This is a genomic window from Clostridioides sp. ES-S-0006-03 (genome assembly GCF_020662275.1).
Lineage (GTDB): Bacteria > Bacillota > Clostridia > Peptostreptococcales > Peptostreptococcaceae > Clostridioides.
On sequence record NZ_JADGMM010000002.1, the window covers coordinates 31,007 to 53,641 of the forward strand.

At 28.1% G+C, this 22,635-nt stretch carries 26 protein-coding genes and 1 other annotated feature; of the genes, 20 read left to right on the forward strand and 6 right to left on the reverse strand.

Translation table 11 applies throughout. The features are described from left to right. Window positions 1-4 precede the first annotated feature (4 nt). The 16 genes from IR151_RS02260 to IR151_RS02335 all read left to right on the forward strand — a co-directional run bounded on the left by IR151_RS02260 (window position 5) and on the right by IR151_RS02335 (window position 13,741). The gene (locus IR151_RS02260) at window positions 5-724 is read left to right on the forward strand and encodes a polysaccharide deacetylase family protein (protein WP_227432793.1); all 720 of its coding nucleotides are present in this window, start codon (window positions 5-7) and stop codon (window positions 722-724) included. 24 nt (window positions 725-748) lie between these two features. Then, complete coding sequence (locus IR151_RS02265) at window positions 749-1,333, forward strand: anthranilate synthase component II (protein WP_227432795.1); 585 nt, start codon at window positions 749-751, stop codon at window positions 1,331-1,333. 1 nt (window position 1,334) lies between these two features. Further along, window positions 1,335-2,684 (forward strand): aminodeoxychorismate synthase component I, encoded by a 1,350-nt coding sequence (pabB, locus tag IR151_RS02270; protein WP_227432797.1) that lies wholly within the window; start codon window positions 1,335-1,337, stop codon window positions 2,682-2,684. Beyond that, complete coding sequence (locus IR151_RS02275) at window positions 2,674-3,414, forward strand: aminotransferase class IV (RefSeq protein ID WP_227432799.1); 741 nt, start codon at window positions 2,674-2,676, stop codon at window positions 3,412-3,414. The genes pabB and IR151_RS02275 overlap by 11 nt, the downstream gene beginning before the upstream one ends. Window positions 3,415-3,450: 36 nt before the next feature. Continuing rightward, a complete protein-coding gene (locus tag IR151_RS02280) occupies window positions 3,451-4,152 on the forward strand; it encodes a hypothetical protein (RefSeq protein ID WP_227432800.1) in 702 nt (233 codons plus the stop codon). Window positions 4,153-4,177: 25 nt separating this feature from the next. Then, window positions 4,178-4,750: a GTP cyclohydrolase I FolE gene (gene folE / locus IR151_RS02285; RefSeq protein WP_003429416.1), complete on the forward strand. Its 573-nt coding sequence runs from the start codon at window positions 4,178-4,180 to the stop codon at window positions 4,748-4,750. A gap of 66 nt (window positions 4,751-4,816) precedes the next feature. Beyond that, complete coding sequence (gene folP, locus IR151_RS02290; protein ID WP_227432802.1) at window positions 4,817-5,608, forward strand: dihydropteroate synthase; 792 nt, start codon at window positions 4,817-4,819, stop codon at window positions 5,606-5,608. Between the two features lie 10 nt (window positions 5,609-5,618). Next, entirely contained in the window at window positions 5,619-5,984 is a 366-nt protein-coding gene (gene folB / locus IR151_RS02295; protein WP_227432804.1) for a dihydroneopterin aldolase, read from the forward strand. Beyond that, the gene (gene folK / locus IR151_RS02300; RefSeq protein ID WP_227432806.1) at window positions 5,977-6,483 is read left to right on the forward strand and encodes a 2-amino-4-hydroxy-6-hydroxymethyldihydropteridine diphosphokinase; all 507 of its coding nucleotides are present in this window, start codon (window positions 5,977-5,979) and stop codon (window positions 6,481-6,483) included. Before folB ends, folK begins: the two co-directional genes overlap by 8 nt. Continuing rightward, complete coding sequence (gene aroF, locus IR151_RS02305; protein ID WP_227432807.1) at window positions 6,464-7,249, forward strand: 3-deoxy-7-phosphoheptulonate synthase; 786 nt, start codon at window positions 6,464-6,466, stop codon at window positions 7,247-7,249. Before folK ends, aroF begins: the two co-directional genes overlap by 20 nt. 263 nt (window positions 7,250-7,512) lie before the next feature. After that, window positions 7,513-9,300, forward strand: coding sequence for a DNA primase (gene dnaG / locus IR151_RS02310; protein WP_227432809.1), 1,788 nt, complete (start codon window positions 7,513-7,515; stop codon window positions 9,298-9,300). Between the two features lie 17 nt (window positions 9,301-9,317). Continuing rightward, window positions 9,318-10,484, forward strand: coding sequence for an RNA polymerase sigma factor RpoD (gene rpoD, locus IR151_RS02315; protein WP_227432810.1), 1,167 nt, complete (start codon window positions 9,318-9,320; stop codon window positions 10,482-10,484). Window positions 10,485-10,632: 148 nt separating this feature from the next. Continuing rightward, window positions 10,633-11,322 (forward strand): tRNA (adenine(22)-N(1))-methyltransferase, encoded by a 690-nt coding sequence (locus IR151_RS02320; protein ID WP_227432811.1) that lies wholly within the window; start codon window positions 10,633-10,635, stop codon window positions 11,320-11,322. 13 nt (window positions 11,323-11,335) lie between these two features. Then, window positions 11,336-12,433: a Nif3-like dinuclear metal center hexameric protein gene (locus IR151_RS02325; RefSeq protein ID WP_227432812.1), complete on the forward strand. Its 1,098-nt coding sequence runs from the start codon at window positions 11,336-11,338 to the stop codon at window positions 12,431-12,433. Window positions 12,434-12,495: 62 nt separating this feature from the next. Then, a complete protein-coding gene (locus IR151_RS02330) occupies window positions 12,496-13,077 on the forward strand; it encodes a flavodoxin family protein (RefSeq protein ID WP_227432814.1) in 582 nt (193 codons plus the stop codon). 142 nt (window positions 13,078-13,219) lie between these two features. After that, a complete protein-coding gene (locus tag IR151_RS02335; RefSeq protein ID WP_227432815.1) occupies window positions 13,220-13,741 on the forward strand; it encodes a GNAT family N-acetyltransferase in 522 nt (173 codons plus the stop codon). Window positions 13,742-14,083: 342 nt separating this feature from the next. Here IR151_RS02335 and IR151_RS02340 read toward each other — a convergent pair whose 3' ends face one another. The 3 genes from IR151_RS02340 to IR151_RS02350 all read right to left on the reverse strand — a co-directional run bounded on the left by IR151_RS02340 (window position 14,084) and on the right by IR151_RS02350 (window position 16,416). Further along, window positions 14,084-14,686 (reverse strand): TetR/AcrR family transcriptional regulator, encoded by a 603-nt coding sequence (locus IR151_RS02340; RefSeq protein ID WP_227432817.1) that lies wholly within the window; start codon window positions 14,684-14,686, stop codon window positions 14,084-14,086. Between the two features lie 244 nt (window positions 14,687-14,930). After that, the gene (locus tag IR151_RS02345) at window positions 14,931-15,650 is read right to left on the reverse strand and encodes a hypothetical protein (protein ID WP_227432818.1); all 720 of its coding nucleotides are present in this window, start codon (window positions 15,648-15,650) and stop codon (window positions 14,931-14,933) included. A gap of 298 nt (window positions 15,651-15,948) precedes the next feature. After that, window positions 15,949-16,416: a pyridoxamine 5'-phosphate oxidase family protein gene (locus IR151_RS02350; RefSeq protein WP_227432820.1), complete on the reverse strand. Its 468-nt coding sequence runs from the start codon at window positions 16,414-16,416 to the stop codon at window positions 15,949-15,951. Between the two features lie 146 nt (window positions 16,417-16,562). Continuing rightward, window positions 16,563-16,829, forward strand: a binding site (T-box leader). Between the two features lie 170 nt (window positions 16,830-16,999). On the opposite strand from IR151_RS02350, the gene IR151_RS02355 reads away from it, so the two are divergent. Further along, window positions 17,000-17,551 (forward strand): tryptophan transporter, encoded by a 552-nt coding sequence (locus IR151_RS02355; RefSeq protein WP_227432821.1) that lies wholly within the window; start codon window positions 17,000-17,002, stop codon window positions 17,549-17,551. 118 nt (window positions 17,552-17,669) lie between these two features. On the opposite strand, the gene IR151_RS02360 is transcribed toward IR151_RS02355, so the two are convergent. The 3 genes from IR151_RS02360 to IR151_RS02370 form a co-directional block, all read right to left on the reverse strand. Then, window positions 17,670-18,146, reverse strand: coding sequence for an HD domain-containing protein (locus tag IR151_RS02360; protein WP_227432822.1), 477 nt, complete (start codon window positions 18,144-18,146; stop codon window positions 17,670-17,672). A gap of 118 nt (window positions 18,147-18,264) precedes the next feature. Further along, window positions 18,265-19,362: a DUF5808 domain-containing protein gene (locus IR151_RS02365; RefSeq protein ID WP_227432824.1), complete on the reverse strand. Its 1,098-nt coding sequence runs from the start codon at window positions 19,360-19,362 to the stop codon at window positions 18,265-18,267. Further along, window positions 19,355-19,744: a GntR family transcriptional regulator gene (locus IR151_RS02370; RefSeq protein ID WP_227432825.1), complete on the reverse strand. Its 390-nt coding sequence runs from the start codon at window positions 19,742-19,744 to the stop codon at window positions 19,355-19,357. Before IR151_RS02370 ends, IR151_RS02365 begins: the two co-directional genes overlap by 8 nt. Window positions 19,745-19,950: 206 nt before the next feature. Here IR151_RS02370 and IR151_RS02375 point away from each other — a divergent pair, with 206 nt between their 5' ends. From IR151_RS02375 to IR151_RS02385, 3 genes are all read left to right on the forward strand, one after another. Further along, window positions 19,951-20,406: a hypothetical protein gene (locus IR151_RS02375; protein WP_227432827.1), complete on the forward strand. Its 456-nt coding sequence runs from the start codon at window positions 19,951-19,953 to the stop codon at window positions 20,404-20,406. 268 nt (window positions 20,407-20,674) lie between these two features. Next, window positions 20,675-21,379: a response regulator transcription factor gene (locus tag IR151_RS02380; RefSeq protein ID WP_227432828.1), complete on the forward strand. Its 705-nt coding sequence runs from the start codon at window positions 20,675-20,677 to the stop codon at window positions 21,377-21,379. Beyond that, window positions 21,366-22,616 carry a sensor histidine kinase gene (locus IR151_RS02385; protein WP_227432829.1) on the forward strand — a complete coding sequence of 417 codons (1,251 nt, stop codon included), beginning with the start codon at window positions 21,366-21,368 and terminating at the stop codon, window positions 22,614-22,616. The genes IR151_RS02380 and IR151_RS02385 overlap by 14 nt, the downstream gene beginning before the upstream one ends. Window positions 22,617-22,635: the final 19 nt, after the last annotated feature.

Consider the following 22,635-nt stretch of genomic DNA (forward strand, 5'->3'; position numbering starts at 1 on the left):
AAAAATGACACCAGGGAAAAAAAAGACAATATTTAAGAGTTTAATAGCAGTAGTCTTGTTTTGTGGAATAATACTAATAGCCAATTTTAGTAAAGTTTCTGCTTTAATGATGGAAACGAATGAAAATATTTTAATTAAACATGGTTCAAGGGAAAAGAAACTAATAGCAATTACCTTTGATGATGGACCTCATCCTAAAGAAACTGATCAAGTTTTAGATGTGTTAAAGAAGTATAATGTAAAGGCTACATTTTTTATAGCTGGAAAACATGCACAGTGGTATAAAGAACCACTGGTAAGAGCAAGTAAAGAAGGGCATGAAATAGGAAATCATACTTTTAATCATCCTGATATAAGCAATTTAACTTCTAGTCAAATTGAAGAGGAGATTGTTAAGTGTGAAGAAATTTTAAAGAAAGTTACTGGAAAGAAACCTACATTATTTAGACCACCATTTGGGAGTTACAGAGAAAAGGATTTAGTAGAAATTGCAAAAAAGCATGATTACAAAGTAGTTTTATGGACAGGTGTAGATGTGAGGGATTGGAAAAATCCTGGAGCTAATAGTATCGCAGATAAAATAATTAATAAAGTACAAAATGGAGATATAATACTTTTACATGACTATGCAACTGATGATACAGTCAAAGCTTTGGATATATTTATTCCAAAGATGATAGAAAAAGGTTTTAAGTTTGTTACAGTTTCTGAATTAATTAAATAATTTTTTTGGGGGGAGATTTATAGTATGATTCTCATGATAGACAATTATGATTCTTTTGTGTATAACTTAGTACAATACATAGAAGAATTGGGGGAAACAGTTATAGTAAAAAGAAATAATGAAATAACATTAAGAGATATTGAAGAACTAAATCCAGAGATAATTGTGTTATCTCCAGGTCCATGTTCTCCAAAAGAAGCTGGGGTTTGTATAGATATTGTTGAATATTTCAAAGATAAGAAGCCTATACTAGGAATTTGTTTAGGTCACCAAACTATTGGACATGTTTTTGGTGGTAACATAATAAAAGCACAACAACCTGTTCATGGAAAAGTATACAGTATAAACCATAGTAATAAGGGAGTTTTTAGTAGTCTTAAAAATCCTTTAAATGTTACTAGGTATCATTCGCTTATAATTGATTCTGATACAGTTCCAGATGAACTTGAAGTTACAGCAACAACAAGTAAAGGTGAAATAATGGGAATTAGACATAAGAAGTATTTAATAGAAGGAGTACAATTTCATCCAGAAGCTATTTTATCAGAGTATGGTCATGAAATGCTGAAAAACTTTATAAAAGAAGCTAGGGAAAGGATACATAGATAAAATGATAAGAGAAATAAAGACTAAATTAAATTCTTTTGAGATATTTACTATTTTTAGAAATGAAAATGATAGTTTTATATTAGATAGTGCTATGGACAAAGAAAAGTTAGGAAGATATTCTTTTATAAGTAGCCAGCCATTTAAAGTGTTAAGATATAAAAATACTGATGAAAATCCATTAGAAAATTTGAAAAAAGAATTAGATAAATATAAAGTTGTAAATAAAACTGACTTACCGTTTATAGGTGGAGCTGTAGGATATTTGTCTTATGATTTGGGAAATTATATAGAAAAATTACCTAGAACTGCTATAGATGATATTGAGATGCCTGATATGTATTTTGGATTTTATAACCATGTTATAGTAATAGACCATTTGAAGGGAAAAACTTACATAGCCACTCCAGATATAGATATAAAAGTAGAAGAAAAAATAATAGCTGATATAGAAGAAAAAATATTAACAGGAGAGAAAAAAGGAATAGATAGTATATGCTATCAGGAAAAAGATGTAAAACCTATTCAACTTAAATCTAACTTTACAAAGGAAGAATTTAAAAATGCAGTTGGAAATGTTAGAGAGTACATAAGACAAGGTGACATATATCAAGCTAATTTGACACAAAGGTTTAGTGGGGAAACAGAATTGACAAGTTTTGAGTTATATAGAGATTTAAGAAGATTTAGTCCAGCACCATTTGGAGCATTTTTAAATTTTGAAGAAGCACATATCTTATCAAATTCTCCAGAGAGATTTATAAGATGTATTGATAAAAAAATAGAGGCAAGACCAATAAAAGGCACTCGACCAAGAGGTAAAAATAAGGAAGAAGATTTAAAGCTTCAAGAGGAACTTAAAAATAGCGAAAAAGATAGAGCAGAGTTACTTATGATAGTGGATTTAGAAAGAAATGATATTGGTAGAATATCCAAAACTGGAAGTGTCAAAGTTCCAGAGTTGTTTGTAATTGAACCTTATGCAAATGTAAATCATCTGGTTTCAACAGTTGTAGGTGAACTAAAAGATGATAAGGATGCTACTGATATAATAAAAGCAACTTTTCCAGGTGGTTCTATAACAGGAGCACCTAAAATTAGAGCAATGGAAATCATAGACGAACTGGAACCAACACAGAGAAATGTATATACTGGTTCAATTGGATATATAGGTTTTAATGGTGATATGGATTTTAATATAGCAATTAGAACTATAATAAAAAAAGACAAAAAAGTATACTTCCAAGTTGGAGGAGGCATGACTTGGGATTCTGACCCAGATGAAGAATACCAAGAAACACTAGATAAAGCAAAATCTATAATGAAAGCCTTGAGGGGATATTATGAAGAATAATTTAAGCTTTAATAGTAGCTTGAGTAAATTTGGAATTGGGTTATTTGAGACTATTAAAGTTAAAGATGGTATAGCTATAGATTTAAATACACATATAGATAGGATGCTCAATTCGATAACATGTTTGGATTTGAATATAAATTATGAAAAGCGATTTCTAATAGATGAAATTATTAAATACATAAAAAAAGAAAATATTATTAATAAAGCACTTAGGATTACCGTTTTTGATGAAGGTTACAATATATCTATTAGAGAAATTCCATATAATAAAGAAGCATATAATAAAGGTTTTAAATTGACTATATCTCCTATAGTTAGGGGAGATAGCCTAATTTATAGACATAAGACTACTAATTATTTTGAAAATATATATACTAAAAATATTGCAAATAAGAATGGATACAATGATGGTATATTTATAAATTCAGATGGTGTGATTTTAGAATGTTCTATGAGTAATATATTCTTTATAAGAGGAAGTAAAGTATATACACCCAGTAGTAAATTACCAATTTTAAATGGAACAATAAAAAAAAGGATTATAAAGATTTGTGACGAATTACATATAGAGTTGATGGAAAATGAAATTAACATATCAGAAATTAGTAGTTTTGATTTTGTTTTTGTCACAAATAGTCTTATGGGAGCAATGAAAGTTACAGAAATTGACAAGACAGAATTTGGCAAAGAAAATATTATTTTTAATAAAATAATAGAGTGTTTGTAATAAATTAAAATATTAACAATTTATTGGAGATAAGAGATGGCAAGTCATACTTATAAAGTATATAGTGAAAATATTAAAAAAATAATAGACAATCCAAATACATTAGCAGTATTTCTAGTGGGTTCTAGTAAAGATGTAGATTTTAGTTTTTATAATGTAGAAGTTAATGATATTGATGTATTCGTTTTTGTAAAAGAAGGGGAAAAACAAGAGCGAGTACTGTTTGAACAAAAGGGAATAGAATTTGATATAAATTATTTTTCAAAAGATGGTGTAAAAAAATTATTGTCAGATAGAGAGTACTTCTTTGTGAAAGAGATGAAGGATGCTAAAGTACTATTTGATATGGAGAATATATCCAATACTATAAAAGATATGAGCAGAGATATTTACTTAAAAGGTCCTAGCAAATTGTCTTTAGAAGAAAAGTCTTTTTTAAAACAAGATATTGAAACAAAAATATCAAAGTTGAAAAATAAAGAAAAATTTGATGTTTTTGAATATCATTTTTTGACGAATTTATATTTAAAAGATATAATAATTGGGTACTTTAATATAAATGATAAATGGGTACCAAAAGATAAAAAATTGCTAAAAGTTTTGAAAAAAGAAAATAAGGAACTTTTTAACCTAGTATCAAAGGTAAGTGAAAGTTATGACTATCAAAAACTTTTAGATGTTTATAATTATATTTTTAAAGAAATTGAGACAAAAAAGATTATAAAATTAATCTTCTAGTCACGAGTCAATGGGGGGAGTTTAAATGAATAAAGTAGATAAAGAAAAAATACAACATGCAGTAAGAGAAATATTAGAAGCAATTGGTGAAGACCCAGATAGAGAAGGTCTAATAGAGACTCCAAATAGAGTTGCTAGAATGTATGAAGAGATATTCTCTGGTCTTAGTGAAGAACCAAGAGACCACTTAAAAGTTCTTTTTGCAGATGAAAAGCATGAAGAACTAGTACTAGTAAAAGATATTCCATTTTATTCATGCTGTGAGCATCATTTGGTTCCTTTTTTTGGAAAGGCACATATTGCTTATTTACCAAAAGGTGGAAGACTTACAGGGCTTTCTAAGCTTGCTAGAGTAATAGACACATTAGCAAAAAGACCTCAATTACAAGAAAGAATTACTAAAAATGCAGCAGACATAATAATGGAAGAGCTACAGCCATATGGTGTTTTAGTAGTAGTGGAAGCTGAACATATGTGTATGACAATGAGAGGTGTAAAAAAGCCTGGTTCAAAAACTGTTACATCAGCAGTTAGAGGTATATTTGAAAAAGATATTGCATCAAGAGCTGAGGCTATGAGTTTAATTACTATGAAGTAGTAAATTATTGTAGATAAAAATCGTTTGATAAGATATAAATTTTAATTTAAGGGAGTGTCATTAACTGTGTTTGATTATGGTAAAAGAACTTATATAATGGGTATATTAAATGTAACTCCAGATAGTTTTTCTGATGGAGGAGACTTTAGTAATTTAGACATAGCAATAAAACATGCAAAAGAAATGGTTGAACAAGGTGCTGATATAATTGACTTAGGTGGTGAATCTACACGTCCAGGTCATAGATATGTAGATTCAGAGGAAGAACTAAGAAGAGTAATCCCTGTGATAAAAAAACTTAAAAAAGAATTAGATATACCAATATCAATAGATACTTACAAGGCAGATGTTGCAGAAGAAGCTCTAAAATTAGGTGTCACTATGGTAAATGATGTTTGGGGGCTTAGAAGAGATAAGAATATGGCTTCTGTAGTAGGAAAATATGATGCAGAAGTATGTATAATGCATAATCAAGATGGGACAAACTATGACAAAGATATAATGGAGTCAATAAAGGACTTCTTTAAAGAGAGCATAAAAATGGCAATAGACTGTGGTGTAAAAAAAGAAAAAATAGTTCTTGATCCAGGGATAGGGTTTGGGAAGACATTTGAGCAAAATATAGAAGTATTAAGAAGATTAAATGAATTGAAAGAATTAGACTATCCTATTTTACTTGGAACATCTCGAAAATCAGTAATAGGGAAAGTACTTCCAGTTGAACCTAAAAAGAGATTGGAAGGAACAATAGCTACTACTGTACTTGGAATAAGAGATGGTGTAGATATAGTTAGGGTGCATGATGTTTATGAAAATTTAATGGCAGCTAAAATGACTGATGCAATATATAGAAAGTAGGTGTAGTATAATGGATAAAATATTACTTAGTAATCTAGGATTCTATGGATATCATGGTGTGCTTAAAGAAGAAAATTTTCTAGGTCAGAAATTTTTTGTCGACATGGAACTTTATGTTGATTCAAGAGAAGCAGGACTTAGTGATGATATAAATAAATCTGTAAACTATGCTGAAGTTTATAGTGTTGTTAAGGATATTACAGAAAATAAACAATTTAATCTTTTGGAGGCTTTGGCAGAGAACATTGCTGAAGAAGTCTTAAATAAATTTAACCTTGTAAATGGAGTTATGGTTAGAGTTAGAAAGCCAGAAGCTCCTGTAAATGGAATTTATGACTACTTTGGTGTTGAGATAAGGAGAACAAGAGATGAATAAGGCTTATTTGGGAATAGGGACGAATATGGGCAATAGATTTGATAATCTATCAAAAGCATGTGAACTTTTGAGAGATAGTGATTCTATATATGAAGTAAAAGAATCAAAATTATATGAAACAAAGCCATGGGGATATACAGAACAAGCAGATTTTCTAAATATGTGTGTAGAGATAGAAACAGAGTTTGAACCTTATGAGTTGTTAGAATATTGTCAAAAAATAGAAGAAGAATTGCATAGAGAGAGAATAGTACATTGGGGTCCAAGAACTATTGATGTAGATATACTATTTTTTAATGATGTAGTTTCAACTGATGAAAGATTACTAATACCACATCCAAGGATTCAAGATAGAGCTTTTGTTTTGATACCACTTATGGATTTGAATGAGGAACTTTTAATAAATAAAAAATCAATAAAAGAATATTTAAATCTCCTATCTGCTAAAGAAATAGAAGAAGTAAAGGAGCTTGTAGGTTATGAGAAAAAACCTATTTAATGATAATTCAAAGATAGTGATAAATACAAATAATAAAGAAATAACTGTAAAAGAAGATAAACTTGTAATAGCTGGGCCATGTGCAATAGAAAGTTATGAGCAACTTTTAAAGACTGCTAAATTTGTAAAAAGTCATGGTGCAAATATTTTAAGAGGAGGAGCATATAAGCCAAGAACATCACCAAACTCATTTCAGGGATTAAAAAAAGAAGGTCTTGAAATATTAAAAGCAGTTAAAGAAGAGGTTGGGATAGCTGTTATTACAGAACTTATGGATATAAGAGATATGGATGAATTATATAGTATCAGTGATATAATTCAAATTGGCTCAAGAAATATGCAAAACTTTACTCTTTTAAGTGAAATCGGAAAACAAAATAAGCCTGTTATGTTAAAAAGAGGAATCGCATCAACAATTACTGAATGGATAGGTGCAGCAGAATATATAGCAATAGAAGGAAATAGTAACATTATAATGTGTGAGAGAGGTATAAGAACATACAATGATTATACTAGAAATACATTAGACTTAGCGGCTGTACCGATTATTCAAAAAGAAACGGGACTTCCTGTTGTAGTAGACCCAAGTCATGCTACTGGAGTTAGATATTTAGTAAAACCTATGTCAATGGCATCACTTGCATGTGGAGCAGATGGAATAATGGTAGAAGTTCATCCAGACCCAGAAAATGCTCTATCAGATGGGATTCAATCTCTCTGCTTTGATGAATTTGAAGATTTGATGAAATCAATTAGTGTTTATTAAAAAGAGGCAAGAGCCTCTTTTTTATTCGTGATAGTTTTGATGTAAATTTATAAGATAATAGATATATAATTTAATAGTTAGATTATTTGACATAAATAAAAATCTAATATTGATGTAATTAACATAAAAAATAAAAATTTTTTGATTAATAAGAAGGATATCAATAAAAAAAGTCGAATTCTGTATATTGAGTGATTGACAAATTTAGAATATAGTGTAGAATAGAAATGTTAACACAAAAAATTACACCAGAAGGTGATAATATGAATGATATAAAAGACGTTATCGAAGAAATAAAAGCTAGATGTGATATAGCAAGTATAATATCTGAATATATGAATATAAAACAATCTGGAGCTAATTATAAAGGATTATGTCCATTTCATGGAGAAAAAACTCCATCTTTTTATATAAATACATCAAAACAAATTTATAAGTGTTTTGGTTGTGGTGAAGGTGGAGATGTGATAAATTTTGTCATGAAAATGGAAAATTTAGATTTTATGGATGCTGTAAAAATTTTAGCAAATAAATGTGGTATAGAAATTAATACCAACATGAATGAAGAAACTAGAATGAAAATAGAGAAATCTAAAAAGTTTCAAGATATTCATACAGAAGCTGCTAGATTTTATCTTTCAAACTTATTGGGAAGTAAAAATCTTGGGTATGAATATTTAAGGATTAGAGGATTAGATGATAAAATAATTAAAAAATTTGGTCTAGGATTTTCTTTGGATTCATGGAATTCTCTTATGAATGCTCTTATTAATAAAGGGTATACAAAACAAGATTTATTGGAGTGCGGTCTAATTGCAAGAAATAGAGATGGAACTAATTGCTATGATAAATTTAGAAATAGAGTTATGTTTCCTATATTTGATTATAGAGGAAATATAATTGGATTTGGAGGAAGAGTACTAGATGATTCTTTACCAAAATACTTAAATTCTCCAGACACATTAATTTTTAATAAAAAACAAAACTTATATGGACTAAATTTTGCTAGAAAAAATTTAGATAATAAAACTATAGTCTTAGTTGAAGGATATATGGATTTAATTTCACTTTATCAGTATGGTATAAGAAATGTAGTAGCAACCCTTGGAACAGCCTTGACTGAACAACAAGGTATTTTAATAAAAAGATATGCGGATACTGCTATTATATCTTATGACTCTGATGAAGCTGGAATAAAAGCGACTTTAAGAGCTATAGATATACTTATTAAATTAGGCATTACTGTAAAAGTTTTGGATTTGAAAGACTCTAAAGACCCAGATGAATTTGTAAGAAAGTACGGACTTAGTGATTATAAAAAGGCAATGGATGTTTCTACTCACTACATAAAATATAAAATAGATCATCTTAAAAAAGAATTCAATATTCAAAAAGATGAAGAACGAGTGAAGTTTGCAAAAGAAGCTTCTAAGATTATAAAACAATTGACAAGTCCTGTAGAAATTGATTTTTATACAAAATATTTAAGTAATCAAATAGATATTAATGTCGAGTCTATAAAAAGGGAAGTGTATGGTAAAAACTACAATAAGCCATATAATAAAAACCAGAAAAAGATAGAAGAAAAAGTAATTGAAAAAGTCGAAGTTAGACAAGATGGAAAACAATTAGTTGAAGAAACTCTAATAAAAATAATGTTAGAAGACAAAAAAATTAGAGAAATAGCTCTACTTAAAGTAGAAGAAAGTGATTTTTTATTGAATGAAAGTAAAGAAATTTTAAATTACATGATTAAAAATCAAGAATTGGACAAAATAACTATTGACAAATTGAAAAGTTTAAACATATCCGAAGAATACTTAAAAGAATTAAATTCAATTTCTTTGAATAGTATAAACTTAGAGAACACAAAAGAAATAGAAGGAATAATAACAAATATCAGAAAGAACTCATTAGAAGAACAAATTAATAACTTGTTGAAAGAACAACAGGAATTAGAAAATAATAATGATATGAAAGAGGTAGATGGTAAAGTTATGGAAATTGCTTTAAAAATAGTTGAGATAAATAAAATTTTAAAAAGCTTGTAGAGAAAGGAGGTTTGAGTGTGGAAAATAAGTCGAATAAAAAAGAGTTAAAAAAAGTTACCGCTAAGACACTAATAGAAAAAGGAAAAAAGCAAGGTTCATTGACGCTTGCAGAAATAATGGAAGCTTTTTCTGAAACTGAACTTGATAAGGATCAGGTAGAAAATCTTTATGAAACTTTAGGTAATTTGGGAATAGAAATAACAGAAACAAAGAACTATAAAGCTGATATAGACTTTTCGGCTACTGATGACGATTTAAATATGAGCCACATAGATGAAGATGCAGAAGTAATTTCACATGAGGACTCTTCTGCAATAGAAATAGAAACTGTGGATTTATCTTTACCAAAAGGGATAAGTATAGACGACCCTGTTAGAATGTACTTAAAAGAAATAGGAAAAATTCCTCTACTTAAGCCACATGAAGAGGTAGAATTTGCTAGAAGAATGCATGAAGGTGATGAGATAGCAAAGCAAAGATTAGTTGAAGCGAACTTAAGACTAGTTGTAAGTATAGCAAAAAGATATGTAGGTAGAGGTATGCTTTTCTTAGACTTAATACAAGAAGGAAATTTAGGTCTTATAAAAGCTGTTGAAAAATTTGACTATACAAAGGGCTATAAGTTTAGTACTTATGCAACATGGTGGATAAGACAAGCTATAACACGTGCTATAGCAGACCAAGCGAGAACTATAAGAATACCAGTGCATATGGTAGAGACTATAAATAAATTAATAAGAGTATCAAGACAACTACTTCAAGAACTTGGAAGAGACCCAAAACCAGAAGAAATTGCAAAAGAAATGGAAATGACAGAAGATAAAGTAAGAGAGATAATGAAAATAGCTCAAGACCCAGTGTCTTTAGAAACTCCAATAGGCGAAGAAGAGGACAGTCATTTAGGAGATTTTATTCCAGATGATGATGCACCAGCTCCAGCTGAGGCAGCAGCATATTCTTTACTTAAAGAACAAATAGAAGATGTACTTGGCTCATTAAATGATAGAGAGCAAAAGGTATTAAAGCTTAGATTTGGTCTTGAGGATGGAAGAGCTAGAACTCTTGAAGAAGTTGGAAAAGAGTTTGATGTAACTAGAGAAAGAATAAGACAAATAGAAGCAAAAGCACTAAGAAAATTAAGACATCCAAGTAGATCAAAAAAACTTAGAGATTATTTAGATTAAAAAGATACATCATTAATGTTTTTGCAATAAAGGCCATGGGATAAGTGATATCTCATGGCTATTTTGTGGTAGAGATTTTATATTATTTTTTATCTTGGTTTTAGTTTAAAATCAAGAACAAATAAAAAGATTGAAAGGAGATATATCTTTGAAACTAACAGATAGATTATTAAAAATAGCATCATTGGTGTCAGATGGTAAAAAGATAGCTGATATAGGAACGGACCATGGATACATACCAGTTTATTTGCTAAAGGAGGAAAGAGTTCCATTTGCAGTGTTGGCAGATGTTAATAAAGGACCTCTTGACAATGCACGAAAAGAGGTCATACAGAACAATCTTTTAGAGAAAGTCGATTTACGATTGGGTTCTGGTATAGAGGTACTAGAAATAGGTGAAGTTGAAGAAGTAATAATTGCTGGTATGGGAGGTATATTGATAAGTGAGCTTCTAGAAGCTAAAAAAGAAGTAGCACATAGTATAGAAAAATTGATATTACAGCCTATGCAGGCTCAAGAAGAGCTTAGACGCTATCTTCTGAATAACGGATATGAAATTTTAACAGAGGTTTTAGTGAGAGAAGATTTTAGGATATATGAAATAATAGTTGCCAAATATACAGGTAAAAATACTATAATAGAAGATGAGATACAGTTTGAAGTTGGAATAAAACTTTTAGAAAATAAAGATTCTCTTTTTTATGACTTTGTAGAAAAAAAAATAAAAACATATAGTGCTATAGTTAATCAACTAGAAGGTAAACATGGAGAAGAAATAGATAGGAAGAGAGAAGAAAGTAAAATAGCAATAAGAAAACTTGAAAATTTAATAAAATAAATAGGAGGTAAATATGTTACTGAAGAGTCTTACTAGAAAAATTGAAAAAAAGTATCCTCTAAGCTTAGCTGAAGATTGGGATAATGTAGGTCTTATAGTTGGAGATTTTGATATGGATGTAAAGAAGATTCTGGTATCCTTAGAAGCCAATGAAAATGTAATCAATGAAGCTATATCTCAAAATGTTGATTTAATTGTTACACATCATCCTTTTATATTTGGAAAAATTAATAAGATTAATAGCGCAGACTTAAAAGGTAGACTTATACAAAAACTCATTAAAAATGATATAGCCCTTTATTCTATGCATACCAATTTTGACATAGCATTTGATGGTCTAAATGATTATTTCATGGAAATTATGGAATTTAATAACTCAAAAGTTTTAGATGTCACTGAAAATGAGACTTTATACAAACTTGCAGTATATGTTCCATGTAATTATTCAGAAGTGTTGAGAAAGGCACTAAGTAATTCAGGAGCAGGCCATATAGGAAATTATAGTAACTGTACATTTTCGATAGAAGGAGAAGGTCAATTTAAGCCATTAGAAGGCTCAAATCCGTTTCTTGGAAGTATAAATGATATAGAAAGTGTAAATGAGGTTAAAATTGAAACTGTAGTACCACAGAAGCGTTTAGGTGGAGTGATAAGTTCTATGATAGATGCACATCCTTATGAAGAAGTTGCTTATGCTTTGTACAAGCTAGAAAACAAAGGAAAAACATTTGGATTAGGTAGAATAAGTAAACTTGATGAAAGTACAACATTAGAAAATCTTTCTAATAAAATAAAAGAAAAATTAAATATGAAGCATATAAGGGTAGTTGGAAGTCTTAATACCGAGATAACAAAAATTGCTGTTGTAACAGGAGCTGGTTCTGAGTTTGTGAAAAAGGCTAAGAGACAAGGCGCAGATGTTCTAATAACTGGTGATGTAAAATATCATGAGGCACAAGATGCACTTGATATGGGAATATGTATAGTAGATTGTGGACATTTTGATACAGAAGATATATTTAAACATGTTATGAAGAGATTTTTGGATGAATTTGAAGAGATTGAAACAATAAAAAGTAATGTATATTTAAATCCATTTAGTATCATTTAATGGTACTTGATAATAAAAGCACTATATAGAAAATAAATTTGATTTTGATTAGGGGGATAAAAATGAAAGTAGCAGTGATTTTTCATAGCGTTTGTGGAAGTACATATTTATTAGCAAGGGAGTATAAAAAGGTACTTGAAGAAATGAATATAGAGGTAGATATATTTAAAGTAAGTGATGAGGTTGCAAAAACACTTCCTCAGTACTATTTGATAAATTCAAAGGAACATAAAGATGAATTTGAAAGTATAAATGTAATTAAATCTGGAAAAGAATTACTAGATTATGATGCAATATTTATGGGTTCACCAACATATTATGGAAATGTATCTGGTCAAATGAAGATGTTTATGGACAGTTTTTCTGATGTATGGGTAGGAGCACCTTTAAGTGGAAAAATATTTGGTTGTTTTGCTACTGCAGGTTCACAACATGGAGGAGGAGAACTAGCTTTACAATCAATGAATATATTTGCTCAACATATGGGGATGACGCTTTTATCAGTTCCATGTACAGTAAGAGGAGGTCATCCAGCATATGGAATACTTCATATAGCAGGAGATAACTCTGATATAAGACCAAGTGATGATGTTAAGTTTGGTATAAGAGATTATCTAAACAGTCTTAGTATATATAAAAAATAGATATATTTTCAGCAATGGTTTAACCTTACAATTCATTTTATACTTGGACAGATATTATAATCTAAATAAGAGCTAATTAGAGTTTCATTAGACTAAAAAGATGTGGTGCGAAGGTTGTTTTATATAATAGGAGGATAGCAAAATGCGCTTTGAGAGGCTAAGAACATATGAAGATAAATTGTATTTAGAGGCAATAAAGTTATACAATGTAAGTTTTCCTTTTCATGAACAGAGAAACCCATCTTTACAAGCAGAAATTATGGGTCATGAAGAATATCAATTTAACTTAATTTATGATGAAAACGACATGGTTGGTATCATTTTATGCTGGGAAACAGAGAATTTTATTTACGTGGAACATTTCTGTATCAATCCTGAAATGCGCAATAAAAAGTATGGAAAAAGAGCTTTGGAGCTGTTAAACCAGCGAGGCAAAACTGTTATTCTAGAAATCGACCCTCCCATTAATAAAATTTCCATCAAGCGACAAGGTTTTTATGAGAGGGTTGGATATAAGGTAAATGATTTTGAACATATTCACCCACCATACCATGAAGAATGCAATGGACATCAGTTAATTTTGATGTCTTATCCAGAAACATTGACAAAAGTTGAGTATGGTAATTTCAATCAGTATTTAAGAAGAACAGTAATGGGGTTATGATTCAGAGTAGGTATAATTTATATGTGCCTTATTGAGATATTTTACGAAACATCATTTTTGCTGTTTTTAAAAATGGCAAGCATGAAAGAGTGGTATATACCAGCCCATTCTTGCCAATCATATTTTCATGCAAGTCAAGAATAAGGAAAACACCAAAACTCGTATAAACACTACATTTTTATGAGTTGTTGGTGTTTTCTATATTTTTAACTCAGTTTTCTTTGCTTACTCATAATAACGAGTGCCAAATCTTATATCAGTTTTTAATGCCATTTTCTCTCAGATATACTTTTGATGTCATTGTTCAATTTTAATACATAGATGTTCATTGTCGATATTCTCTTATTCTTCAAACAAGCTATATGGAACTTGTAAAGTTCTGCATAGTAAATTTATAATTAAAAGCATCTGTTTTTCTTTGCTTAATTCAGCAAATGATTTATCATGTAATAATCCACTGATACCTTTTAGTACAAATGGCGCAAGCCATTTAGACTCACTTAAGTCTTTTTTATCTGCTAATCTGAGTATTTCAATAATCATTGTCCTAAAAGAGGGCAGAATTGCTTCTAAGGTTAAGCTGTGAATAGATGATAAAACTGACCAATGAATAGCTCCATCAGATAATTTCGAAAATTCATCCATTCCGCTGTCATAGCATTCTATAAGTTGTTCCAATCTCATTCGTGGGGAAATCTTATCGGATTTCTGACTCATCAGTTTAGAAGTTCGCTCTCCTTGCATTTTCATGAAGAGTCTTAAGGCTTCATCAAATAATTCTTGTTTGGAAGAAAAGTAATGGTAGAACATTCCAACTTCTCCACCAACCTCATTTAATATCATGCGAATAGAGGTGCTTTCATAACCGTTTTTTAGAAACAACTGTAAAGCGCATTTAAGTATTTCTTCTCTTTTACCACCTTCTAAAATAGGTTTTCGTGCCATTTATTTAATCCTCCCTTAAACAGAATGGTGTTTTGCTTAAAGAATATCACAATGTATAAATAACGTCAATAATAAAAAGAATAATGTTCTTATAATTATTATTTGTGGATGAGTAATATGTTCAATTTTACCTAGTGCTATGATATATGTACTCATATCCAAAAGGAAAAATAAACAATAAAATATAAATATGAATACAGAAAGTCAAAGAAAAAGAAGGCTAAAGTCTTCAATTTTTTATGTTTTAATCTCTAAAATCAACATTAGTAAATCCTGTTAGCGAAATGTCAATTTGATTTTTTCTCGTACCATTCTTATATTCAAATCCTTTATTCATCTTAGTAAAATAGTCTGGATAATTAATTAGACCATATTTAAGAAATTCTTTATCTGTTGCGGATAGAGAAATAGTGCTATTTTTGTATTGATTTTTTGAAGTAAATTCTATACTTGAATCTTTTGAAGTAACATTTATTGCATCAATACAATTTTCGGGTAAATCATAACTAAAGCTACCATCAAGCACATTTACATCCATATTGCATTTTATATTTGGAATATGGAGTTGAACATAGCTAGAATTGCCCATTTTAGCTGTTTTTCCTGATATAGATACAACCCATTTTCCGTTTTGTTCTATCATTTTAATATTGTAGTATTGGTTGTTGTAATTTGCTATTATTTTGTTGGATGAGGTTGGTAGTATTTCTACTCCTCCATTGCAGATGTCTAAAGAAACATTAAGGTTTTGTGCATTGTGAGGTAAGCTATCACTGCTTTTTTGTGAGTCTGCACCTACCTTGGAATTAGCAGAGGTATTGAAATTTCCTCTATTGCTGATATCACTATCACCATGTACTTGTGATGATGTATGGATTTCTAAAGCTGTTGCTCCTGTTGATAATATAGTTATTATTAAAAATGTAATGAGGAGTAAAAACTTTGGTTTTTTCTTGAATTTCATAATTATTTTCAACCTCTCTTTCAATAATTACTTACTTTTTTTGATAGTTTTAATGGCAAAAAAAGTAAGTAATTTATGTTGATATTTGACATATATGACTGTATTATTTTCAAGTTTTTATATGGGTATGGAAAAATTTATGTCAGCTTGGATACAAGTAACTTTGTGTTGTATCTACATAGGTATTGAGGAAGTTTCTTAAAGTGTTTTGAGCATTTTCAATTAATAAAAATAATGATAAATAAATATATTTAAAGTGACCATACATATAGCCACTTTATTATATCGTATTAGATTATTATAAACGAGAAGCTTTACCAGAAATATGGTCTATTTCTATTTTAACTACAGTTGTCAAATTTATATCTTTTTCTATGTACTTCATACCTTCTTCAATAAAGCCCTTAGAATATTTTTTTATTATTTCTATAAGAGCATTTTTCTTTTCCTCATTGTCTACTGTTGAAGCTTTTCCAAATACTACAGCGCTAGCATATGTAGTACTAAATTTATCTGGAAGAACACTTTCATTAGCTACTACTAAGAAAGAAACCTTGTTATTTGCTGAGATATTATCTAATTTATGTCCACTTCTTGCACAATGAAAATATACAGAATCATTAAAGTATACATAATTTACAGCAACTCCATAAGGATAGCCATTTTCACTTATAGTAGAAAAAGTACCAAATTCACCATTTTTTAATACTTCTATAGTATCTTCTTTTGTCATTTCTCTCTTTTTTAATCTCATTTCTCTAAACATAATATCATCCTTCCTAATTCAATATTTAAATAAAAGTTTAAAGCATTTATAAAAATTATTCTACACTTTTTGTAAATTTTAAATAAAATAAAAAATACAGTTGACAATTATAAAAATTTAGAATATTATAATAGCAACAGCAAATTAAAAATCCTATGACAAGGAAGAGTAATTATGTTTAGCTTCAACATAGAGAGCTGAGGATGGTGGAATCTTAGCAAGAAGGAATATAGTGAATGGACCTTAGAGGAATAAATTGAAATCATATTTTTATGAGAGTAGACTTTATCGTCAGTCGCACGTTACAGCGAATAGGGTATGTAAGTACTTGATAATGAGATATATAAGAATTAAGTTTTAAGCTTATTTTTTATATAATTTAGGTGGCAACGCGGATAATCTCCGTCCTATTGATTTAGGACGGAGTTTTTTATTTTGCAAAAACTATTAATAAAGAAATTATATAATTTAAAATAAAAGGTGGTGAGAGAGATGTTATGAACTTCTAAAGCTAAAGAGAATGATATGGAAAATTGGAACGAAAATGAAATAAATATTAAACAAATTAGGGGGAAATATTACAATGAAAACAAATACAAAAAAATTAACTTTAAATGCAATACTTTTAGCTATGGGATTATTGATACATCAACTTACACCTGCTATAGGACTTCCAATGCAACCAGATATATCACTAGCAATGATGTTTATAATAATGATACTAAATAAGGATGATTATAAGATTTGTTTGGTAGCAGGAATTGTAACAGGAATATTTGCAGCATTAACAACTAAATTCCCAGGTGGTCAGATTCCAAATATACTTGATAAAACTATTACAATAAATATAATGTTCATGATAATGTATATAATTTATAAATTACCATTTATGAAAAAATTGAACAGTAAAAAACAAGATTTAATAGCTGCAACAATAATATTCCCAGTAGGTACAGTTATAAGTGGAACTCTATTTTTACTAGTTGCTCAAGCTATAGTAGGTCTTCCTGGAGGTTCATTCACAGCGTTATTTATGGTAGCAGTGGTACCAGCAATATTGATAAACTTAATAGCTGGTATGTTATTATTTAAAGTAGTAAGTATCTCTATAAGAAGAATAAGTTATCAAGGATAAGATTATATTTTATAAGCATATGACAAAAATAAATAATAAATTAATAAAGAGGTATTAAGTTAAATGTAATCTTAATACCTCTTTTTAAATTAAATTATAACAATATCAAAGACCTATTTTATATGTGGTAAGGAGAGAGTAGTGAGTGTATCCTTAGAGTCTCAACTAGACAACAAAATTTATCTAATAAGCAAACAATTAATGCTTCTTTGTATCTAGGAGGTCTAACAGTAAGTGGCCACATATGTTTTAAAATAATGTCTGTTTCTTTTTCATTTATTTGAAAGAATAAATTTGCGTTTTTTAGTGCTTCTTTAGGATGAGTAAAACCATGTAATCCCTTTCTATCACCTTTATAATGCCAGTCATAAAGAAAAAAATCATGCAGTAGAGCCCCTCTAATAACGCTTTGAATTTCAACATTTAAATGCAATTTTTTACATAATAGATAACTATAATATGCTACTGATAAACTATGTTCAAGACATGAAACATTGCCATGATGAGGAAATGTTCTCATAAGTTGTACTTTTTCAGATGAAAGTATCTCAGAAGCGCAATCATTAAAGTATTTAATTTCAGTTTTTGACAACATTATGCAAATCTCCATTCCTAGTAATATATAAATACTATATTTCAATGATAATATGAAATATTTCTTATCTTACAAAATATAATACCCAATAATACAAGTAAGATACCTTTTATGGTATTTAAAGTAAAAGAGATTTTATAACACTAAAAAGTGAAAAAATTAAAAATATAGCTATAAGAATATATAATATCTTTCCAATCGGATTTCCCAAATTTATAGTCCATCCTATGCCAAATCTTTTATCAACCATAAATGATGGGTCGTTTGGATTATTATATATAATACCTCCTATCCAGTACTTTTCATCATTATCTGGAGTATAAGAAGAATTGGATTTTAAATTTGGAGAATTAATATATGTTACCATTAAATAAATTATAACTAAAAGCATTATTATATTTATAACAGTTAATAAATTTGGATTTGTTTTTAATGATAAAAAAACGATAAAGAATTGTACTATCATCATAATCATCAATATAAAAAACAAATAACCAATTTTATTTAGATATTTAATGTTTTTAGTTTTACTTTCTTCAATTTTATTTGTATCTACTTTAATTCTCGCTTTTATAGCTCCAATAGAAGTTATATATAATAAAATCATTATACAAAACTCAAGACCTATTAATTTAAACACACCAAGATAGGATTTTTTCATAAATCCATCAGGTTTTCCTGTTATAGTAGAGTGCGTAGTAATTAAATCTGGTAATTGATTATAGTTAAGCAATGTAAAAATACTTATTCCAAAAGTAAGTAATACTGGTATTAAATACAATATCTTAAATTTTTTTATTATTTTATTTTTTTCATTTATAAAATCCATATCTATTACCAATTTTGAGTCTGCACTTATCTGACTTAATTCAGTGAAAAACTTGGATTTAGTCATTTTAACTTCTTTATGAATATAGATATATAATATACTTTCATATAGTAAAAACCCTATAATACTAATAGAATAAGAAAATTCTATTTTATCAAACATAAAAACTAGAGCTAAAACTAAAATAAAAATCACAATGAATCCTATAGATAAAAGTTTTTTAAATTTTTTATCAAGTATTATAAAATCAGGATAGTTTCTATGTTCTTGGTTTATAGAAACACCATAAATGTGATTTTTGCCAATAAGATGTGGCATAAAATAAAAAGTAGCATACATCAAAATTAAGGTTGAAAATATTGTAAATAAACATTCAATCTTATTCATAGTATTTCACCTCATACTTATCAAATAGATTTTTACTTAACGTCAAGAACTCTTCTTTATTGATACCTGATAAATAAGATTTTGCTACTAAAAGTTCTAAATCAATTCTATTTTTTTGGCGAGTTGAATTTTCTGTTTCCATTGGAAGTTGAGCTACAATTGCACCTTTTCGCCTATCAATATTTAAAAATCCTTCTTCTTTTAGTTCATTATAAGACTTATTTACAGTATGTAGATTTACACCAATATTTTCAGCCATACTTCTTACAGATGGAAGTGATTCATTTATTTTTAATTCTCCTGAAGCTATAGCTTTAGTTATCTCTTCTTTAATTTGTACATAAATAGACTTATCACTATTAAAATCTAAATTTAAAATCATAAAAAACCTCCATAATATCGTTATAAATAAAAATACTTGTTATATATATAGTATAACACAAAAAACATTATCAAGTACAAAATATAAATTTATATTCTACAAGATGATTTATATTATTTGTAAAAATTGTAATTTAAAAATAACATAATTTTTATCAAAATAATACAGATACTATCTATAAATAGAAATCAGAAAGGAGAAAAAATATGTTAACATATTTAATTAAAAGACAAATGAATAAAAAAGATGATGGAATGAGTAAGCCAATGATGTTTGCAGGAGCCGTGATTACAGGAGTGGGTGCATATGCAACTTATAGGATGATAAAAAACATTAAATCTAAATCTCAAATGTCTCAAATGATTGATACAGAGTATTATGGAAATAATCAATACAATGACTATAAATATGATGAGTTTGGTTATGAATGTGATTGTAGTGATAAAAAACAAGATTATGAATATGAAGAATTAAAAAAAAAAGTAAGAGAATTTAATTCAAGAAGAATAAATTGTGAAAATTGTCCACATGTTTCTCAAGAAGAAATGATGCATTATGTAAATAGTGTTAAAAATGATAAAAAAGACATTGATTTACATGAAGATGACAAAAAAAATAATATTTATAAAGAAGAAGAATATAAAAAATATGAGGAAGAATAAAGTAAGCTTTAAATAGTTAAACAGATGAGAATACCAGTTTATATAAAATTAAATATCTAAAATGTGAGTTGTAGCTTAACTTGAGAAAAATCTATACTATTTTCAAAATAGTTAAGTGTCAACTTGCATTTTTATTTTTATGTTTTTTAGTAATTGTTTGTGACTATTTTGTAATTCTAAATATATTTTAGTATCTAAAACAATTGTGTATAATAAAAGTTGTATATGTAAATAGTTTAAAATTAAAATGTTAAGAAGGGAAATAGTTATGTTAAAGTTATTGATAGTTGAGGATGACAGTACTATCTCTTTTGGAATAAAGTATGCATTGGAGCAAGAGGGATTTAGTGTAGATATATCAAAGGATTTATCAAGTGGAAAAGAAATGATATCTTCTAATGAATATAGTATGGTACTACTGGATGTAATGTTACCAGATGGAACAGGATATGAATTTTGTGAGTATGTAAGAAAGTTTTCTCAGATTCCCATAATATTTTTAACTGCTTGTGATGAAGAAGTAAACATTGTACTGGGTCTTGATATAGGTGGAGATGACTATATAACAAAACCTTTTAGAATTAGAGAATTAATATCGAGAATAAAAGCTGTTTTAAGAAGAAAAGGTGACGCTACAGAAGAAAATAAGAAGATATTTAAATATAGAGATTTAAATATATATACATTAGAAGCTAGAGTATATAAAAATGACAAGGAAATATTTCTGACATCTGTTGAATATAAGCTTCTTTTAATTCTTATACAGAATAAAAATACAGTTTTGAGTAGAAGTCAAATACTAGAAAAGCTTTGGGATGTAACTTATGATTTTGTTAGTGATAATACTTTAACTGTTTATATAAAAAGACTTAGAGAAAAAATAGGAGATGACTTATGTAAACCAATTTACATAGAAACTGTAAGAGGACTAGGTTATAAATGGATAGGAAGTGAAAATAATGTTTCTATATAATCCTGAAGTAAAGAACTTTTTTAGTAAATATATTATTTTAATGTTGATGGTAATTCTTATATCAATTGGATTTGGTATAATCAATATAAATACAACTAAAAATACGATTGTAAAAAATAATCAAGCTATAATAGGAACCTTAGTTAACAAGTATCCAAAACTAGAAAGTGATATCGTAGATATAATAACACAAGGAAAGTCCATGCAAAATGTAGAATTTGGTGAGAAAATATTAAGTAAGTATAACTATGACAAAACTATTAGAATAAATTCTGAGCCTCTTACTTCCAAATTACTTTCAAACACTATAAAAATAAATATAATCTTAGTTTGTATAATTTTTATGATGATATTTATGTTGATACTTAAATATTTTAGAACTATATATAATGATTTATCAGATATGACTAAGTATGTTTACTATAGTTCAGAAGGAAAAGAATTTGATATGAAAAATAGAAATCAAGAAGGGCAGATAGGTCTTTTAAAAACAGAGCTATTGAAGATGACAACAATTCTTAATGAAAAAGTTGAACTTTTAAATTCAGAAAAAATATTTTTAAATAATACAATTTCAGATATATCACATCAGTTAAAAACTCCCATGACTTCCTTAATCATACTAAGTGATTTATTATATAATGATGTACCATATGAAGTGAAAATAGATTTTTTAGACAAGATAAAAAATCAACTAAATCGTATGGATTGGTTGATTAAAAGTATGCTTAAATTATCAAAAGTAGAAGCTAAAGTTATAAAGTTTAAGAGAGAAAAAATAAAGTTTAGTGAACTTATACATAGAGCAATCCAACCAATGAAAATACCTATGGAGATTAAAAACCAAAAGTTAAGTATAGAAGGCAATGGTAATGTATCTTATGTTGGTGATATTGATTGGTCAGTTGAGGCTTTAGTAAATATAATAAAAAATTGTATAGAACATACTCCTGAGTTTGGAAATATAAGTATAATTTACAAAGAAAATCCATTATTTTCAGAGTTAATAATAAAAGATGATGGTGAAGGTATAGATAAAAAAGATATACCACATATTTTTAAACGTTTCTATAGAGGGAAAAGTAGTTCAAAAGAGGATAGTGTAGGTATAGGGCTTGCAATGGCAAAATCCATAATAGAAAGCCAAAATGGAGATATTTATGTAAATAGTGAAAAAGGTAAAGGAACTGAATTTCATATAGCATTTCATAAGATATATGATGATAATAGTGACTAATCTGTAATATTTAATTCAC

Bases quoted from the DNA above. Each gene is read 5' to 3' on its own strand.
- IR151_RS02260 (WP_227432793.1), top strand. From the start codon at position 5: ATGACACCAGGGAAAAAAAAGACAATATTTAAGAGTTTAATAGCAGTA.
- IR151_RS02265 (WP_227432795.1), top strand. From the start codon at position 749: ATGATTCTCATGATAGACAATTATGATTCTTTTGTGTATAACTTAGTA.
- IR151_RS02385 (WP_227432829.1), top strand. From the start codon at position 21,366: ATGTTTCTATATAATCCTGAAGTAAAGAACTTTTTTAGTAAATATATT.
- IR151_RS02350 (WP_227432820.1), bottom strand. From the start codon at position 16,416: ATGTTTAGAGAAATGAGATTAAAAAAGAGAGAAATGACAAAAGAAGAT.
- IR151_RS02335 (WP_227432815.1), top strand. From the start codon at position 13,220: ATGCGCTTTGAGAGGCTAAGAACATATGAAGATAAATTGTATTTAGAG.
- pabB (WP_227432797.1), top strand. From the start codon at position 1,335: ATGATAAGAGAAATAAAGACTAAATTAAATTCTTTTGAGATATTTACT.
- IR151_RS02340 (WP_227432817.1), bottom strand. From the start codon at position 14,686: ATGGCACGAAAACCTATTTTAGAAGGTGGTAAAAGAGAAGAAATACTT.
- IR151_RS02325 (WP_227432812.1), top strand. From the start codon at position 11,336: ATGTTACTGAAGAGTCTTACTAGAAAAATTGAAAAAAAGTATCCTCTA.
- IR151_RS02360 (WP_227432822.1), bottom strand. From the start codon at position 18,146: ATGTTGTCAAAAACTGAAATTAAATACTTTAATGATTGCGCTTCTGAG.
- folE (WP_003429416.1), top strand. From the start codon at position 4,178: ATGAATAAAGTAGATAAAGAAAAAATACAACATGCAGTAAGAGAAATA.
- IR151_RS02365 (WP_227432824.1), bottom strand. From the start codon at position 19,362: ATGAATAAGATTGAATGTTTATTTACAATATTTTCAACCTTAATTTTG.
- dnaG (WP_227432809.1), top strand. From the start codon at position 7,513: ATGAATGATATAAAAGACGTTATCGAAGAAATAAAAGCTAGATGTGAT.
- IR151_RS02370 (WP_227432825.1), bottom strand. From the start codon at position 19,744: ATGATTTTAAATTTAGATTTTAATAGTGATAAGTCTATTTATGTACAA.
- aroF (WP_227432807.1), top strand. From the start codon at position 6,464: ATGAGAAAAAACCTATTTAATGATAATTCAAAGATAGTGATAAATACA.
- IR151_RS02280 (WP_227432800.1), top strand. From the start codon at position 3,451: ATGGCAAGTCATACTTATAAAGTATATAGTGAAAATATTAAAAAAATA.
- IR151_RS02375 (WP_227432827.1), top strand. From the start codon at position 19,951: ATGTTAACATATTTAATTAAAAGACAAATGAATAAAAAAGATGATGGA.
- IR151_RS02275 (WP_227432799.1), top strand. From the start codon at position 2,674: ATGAAGAATAATTTAAGCTTTAATAGTAGCTTGAGTAAATTTGGAATT.
- IR151_RS02380 (WP_227432828.1), top strand. From the start codon at position 20,675: ATGTTAAAGTTATTGATAGTTGAGGATGACAGTACTATCTCTTTTGGA.
- IR151_RS02345 (WP_227432818.1), bottom strand. From the start codon at position 15,650: ATGAAATTCAAGAAAAAACCAAAGTTTTTACTCCTCATTACATTTTTA.
- IR151_RS02330 (WP_227432814.1), top strand. From the start codon at position 12,496: ATGAAAGTAGCAGTGATTTTTCATAGCGTTTGTGGAAGTACATATTTA.
- folK (WP_227432806.1), top strand. From the start codon at position 5,977: ATGAATAAGGCTTATTTGGGAATAGGGACGAATATGGGCAATAGATTT.
- IR151_RS02355 (WP_227432821.1), top strand. From the start codon at position 17,000: ATGAAAACAAATACAAAAAAATTAACTTTAAATGCAATACTTTTAGCT.
- folB (WP_227432804.1), top strand. From the start codon at position 5,619: ATGGATAAAATATTACTTAGTAATCTAGGATTCTATGGATATCATGGT.